Raw genomic sequence first — 3,327 nt, 5'->3', positions numbered from 1 at the left:
GGCTTGACCGCGAGCTCCTTGACCGTGATCTGCGCGTCGCGCGACACCGGGAGCTGGTCGAGCACGGTCACGGAGATCTGGCGCGTTGCCGGGCAGCCACTTGATGGAGCAGCCGACGCTGGGGAAGTGCGGCTCGGGCACGGGCTGCCCGGCCAGGACCAGGTCGAGGGCGGCGGCCAGCGTCGCCCCGGTGACCGGCACGTCGTTGCGCGGGCGCGCGTCGTCGAACTGCCCGCGGTAGGCCAGCCGGCGCTGCGCGTCGTAGAGGAACAGGTCCGGGGTGCAGGCGGCCCGGTACGCCAGCGCGACCCGCTGGTCGGCGTCGTGCAGGTACGGGAAGCCGAACCCGGCCCGCCCGGCCTGCCCGGCGAGGTGCTCGGGCGCGTCGTCGGGGTAGTTGCCGGTCTCGTTGGCGCTGATCGCCACCACGGCCAGCCCGCGCTCGGCGTACCGCGCGGTCAGCTCCCCGAACACCGACTCGATGTGCCGCACGTACGGGCAGTGGTTGGACAGGAACGCCACCAGCAGCGCGGGCGCGTCCGCGAAGTCCTTGAGCGAGGCGGTGTCCCCGGTGACCACGTCCGGCAGCGCGAACTCCGGCGCGGGCGTACCCAGCTCCACCATGAACGAATTGACAGCCATGCCACCCATTCTCCCGTCCCCCGGTCCGTTCCGGTGATCACGGCGCCGGGGTCGCGACACGCCGCCGCACACGTCCGCAAGTTCATGATCAACTCAGCGTGGGGTGAGGGTGGGGGGCGATCATGGCGGGCATAGGATGGCGCGTATGCACGAGCCGAAACTGCCGCATCTGACCGCCGCCGATCCGACGCTGGCCGCGCTGATCGAGGGCGAGGCCCGCCGCCAGCACGACAAGCTGCGGATGATCGCGTCGGAGAACTACGTGTCGACGGCGGTGCTCGAAGCCTGCGGGACGGTGCTGAACAACAAGTACTCCGAGGGGTATCCGGGTAAGCGGTACTACGAGGGGCAGCAGTTCTGCGACCAGATCGAGACGCTGGCGATCGAGCGGGCCAAGGCGCTGTTCGGCACGGCGCACGCCAACGTGCAGACGTACTCGGGCTCGCCCGCGAATCTCGCGGTCTACCTGGCCTTCATGTCGCCCGGGGACACGTTCCTGTCCTTGGAGCTGGCGCAGGGCGGGCACCTCACGCACGGCTCGCCGGTGTCGGCTACCGGCAAGTGGTTCCGGCCGGTGCACTACAGCGTGGGGCGCGACACCGGGCGCATCGACATGGATCTGGTGCGGGACATCGCCCTGGCGGAGCGGCCCAAGATGATCTTCTGCGGGGGTACGGCCATCCCGCGCACCATCGACTTCCCCGCCTTCGCCGCGATCGCGCGCGAGGTGGACGCGATCCTGGTCGCCGACATCGCGCACATCGCCGGCCTGATCGCGGGCGGGGCGCACCCGTCGCCGGTCGGCCACGCCGACGTCATCACCACGACCACGCACAAGACCCTGCGCGGCCCGCGCGGCGCCATGATCATGGCGAGTGCCGAGCACGCCACCGCGATCGACAAGGCGGTCTTCCCCGGCCTGCAGGGCGGCCCGCACAACCACACCACCGCGGGCATCGCCGTGGCGCTGCACGAGGCGGCGCAGCCGACCTTCACCGCGTACGCCCACCAGGTCGTCACGAACGCCAAGGCGCTCGCCGCGGCGCTCAACGAGCGGGGCTTCGACCTGGTCTCCGGCGGCACCGACAACCACCTGCTGCTCATCGACCTGACCAACAAGGGCGTCGAGGGCAAGCCGGCCGCCAAGGTCCTGGACGCCGCCGGCATCGAGCTGAACTTCAACACGGTGCCCTACGACCCGCGCAAGCCGTGGAGCCCGTCCGGCATCCGCCTGGGCACCGCCGCGCTGACCACCCGCGGCCTGACCGAGCAGCACATGGCGCAGGTCGCCGGGTGGATCGACGACGCCGTCACCGCCGCGGTCAAGGACGACACGGCCGCCGTCGAGCAGATCGCGGGCGAGGTGCGCGACCTGCTGAAGGCCTTCCCGATGCCGGGATACACCGACTGAGACCTGTGATCGGAGCTCCTTTCGTGCTGAACTGTTCAGCACGGAAGGAGCTTCGATCATTCAAATGGCAGCTGGAGCTCATATGAAGCGGGTAACCATCGCCGACATCGCCCGAGCAGCCGGGGTGTCCAAGGGCGCCGTCTCGTACGCCCTGAACGGCCGGCCGGGCGTGTCCGAGGAGACCCGCCGGCGCATCCTCGCCGTCGCCGAGCAGTTCGGCTGGCACCCGAGCAGCGCGGCCCGCGCCCTGTCCGACGGGCGCACCGGCGTGCTCGGCATGATCGTCGACCGGCCCGCCCGCACGCTGGGCATCGAGTCGTTCTTCATGCAGCTCATCTCGGGCATCGAGGCCACCCTGTCCGCCCGCGACGTCAGCCTCCTGCTCCAGGTCACCGAGGACCGCGAGCGCGAGATGGCGACCTACCGGCGCTGGTGGGCGCAGCGCCGCGTGGACGGCGTCATCGTCGTCGACCTGCGCCGCGACGACCCCCGGGTGGCGCTGCTGGAGGAGCTGAACATGCCGTGCGTGGTCATCGGCGGCCCGCACGGGCTGGGCAGCCTGCCCGGCGTGTGGAGCGACGAGGTCGCCGTCACCACGGCAGTCGTGGAGTACCTCGCCGCGCTCGGGCACCGGCGCGTCGCCCGCGTCGCGGGCCTGGCCGACCTGTGGCACACCTCGGTGCGCGGGCAGGCCGTCGCCGACGCCGCCGACCGCGTCGGGCTGACCGACGTGACCACGGTCTACACCGACTACACCGGCGAGGAGGGCGCCCGCGCGACCCGGGCGCTGCTGTCCCGGCGGCCCTCCCCCACCGCGATCGTCTACGACAACGACACCATGGCCGTGGCGGGCCTCGGTGTCGCGCACGAGATGGGCATCGCCGTGCCACAGCAGCTGTCCATCGTGGCCTGGGACGACTCCCCGCTGTGCCAGCTGCTGCACCCGCAGCTGTCCGCCGTCAGCCGCGACATCGCCGCGTACGGCGGCCACGCCGCCGAGCAGCTACTGAAGATCCTCGACGGCGCCGAGACCCGCAGCTTCCAGGACATGACCCCCCAGCTCATCCCCCGCGGCAGCACCGCACCCCCCGCCACCCTCCCCTGACCGACGGCGCGGGGCGGGGCGGCGCGGGCCGGGGCGGGCCGGGGCGGCGCGGCGCGGGAAGATCGCTGTTTCCGGTCAGAACCTGTGGTCTGACCAAGGGTTCTGACCGGAAACAGCGATCTTGGGGGGCCCGGGGGCACCGGCGCGGGGGGGGTGGCGGTTTTTGGGA

The 3,327-nt window shown here is 71.8% G+C and carries 3 protein-coding genes; 2 read left to right on the top strand and 1 reads right to left on the bottom strand.

The features are described 5' to 3' along the window. Nucleotides 1-642 (bottom strand): thioredoxin family protein (locus AB0J67_RS40085; RefSeq protein WP_363490890.1); only part of this gene is annotated, 642 nt, incomplete at its 3' end. A gap of 145 nt (nucleotides 643-787) precedes the next feature. Here AB0J67_RS40085 and glyA point away from each other — a divergent pair. Beyond that, nucleotides 788-2,053, top strand: a complete 1,266-nt coding sequence (gene glyA, locus AB0J67_RS40080; protein ID WP_363490888.1) for a serine hydroxymethyltransferase — start codon at nucleotides 788-790, stop codon at nucleotides 2,051-2,053. Nucleotides 2,054-2,135: 82 nt separating this feature from the next. Continuing rightward, on the top strand, nucleotides 2,136-3,158 hold the full coding sequence (locus AB0J67_RS40075; RefSeq protein WP_363490886.1) for a LacI family DNA-binding transcriptional regulator: 1,023 nt from the start codon (nucleotides 2,136-2,138) through the stop codon (nucleotides 3,156-3,158). Nucleotides 3,159-3,327 lie beyond the last annotated feature (169 nt).

It is taken from the genome of Catellatospora sp. NPDC049609 (assembly GCF_040675365.1).
Lineage (GTDB): Bacteria > Actinomycetota > Actinomycetes > Mycobacteriales > Micromonosporaceae > Catellatospora.
This window is presented reverse-complemented; position numbering and strand designations above follow the sequence as displayed.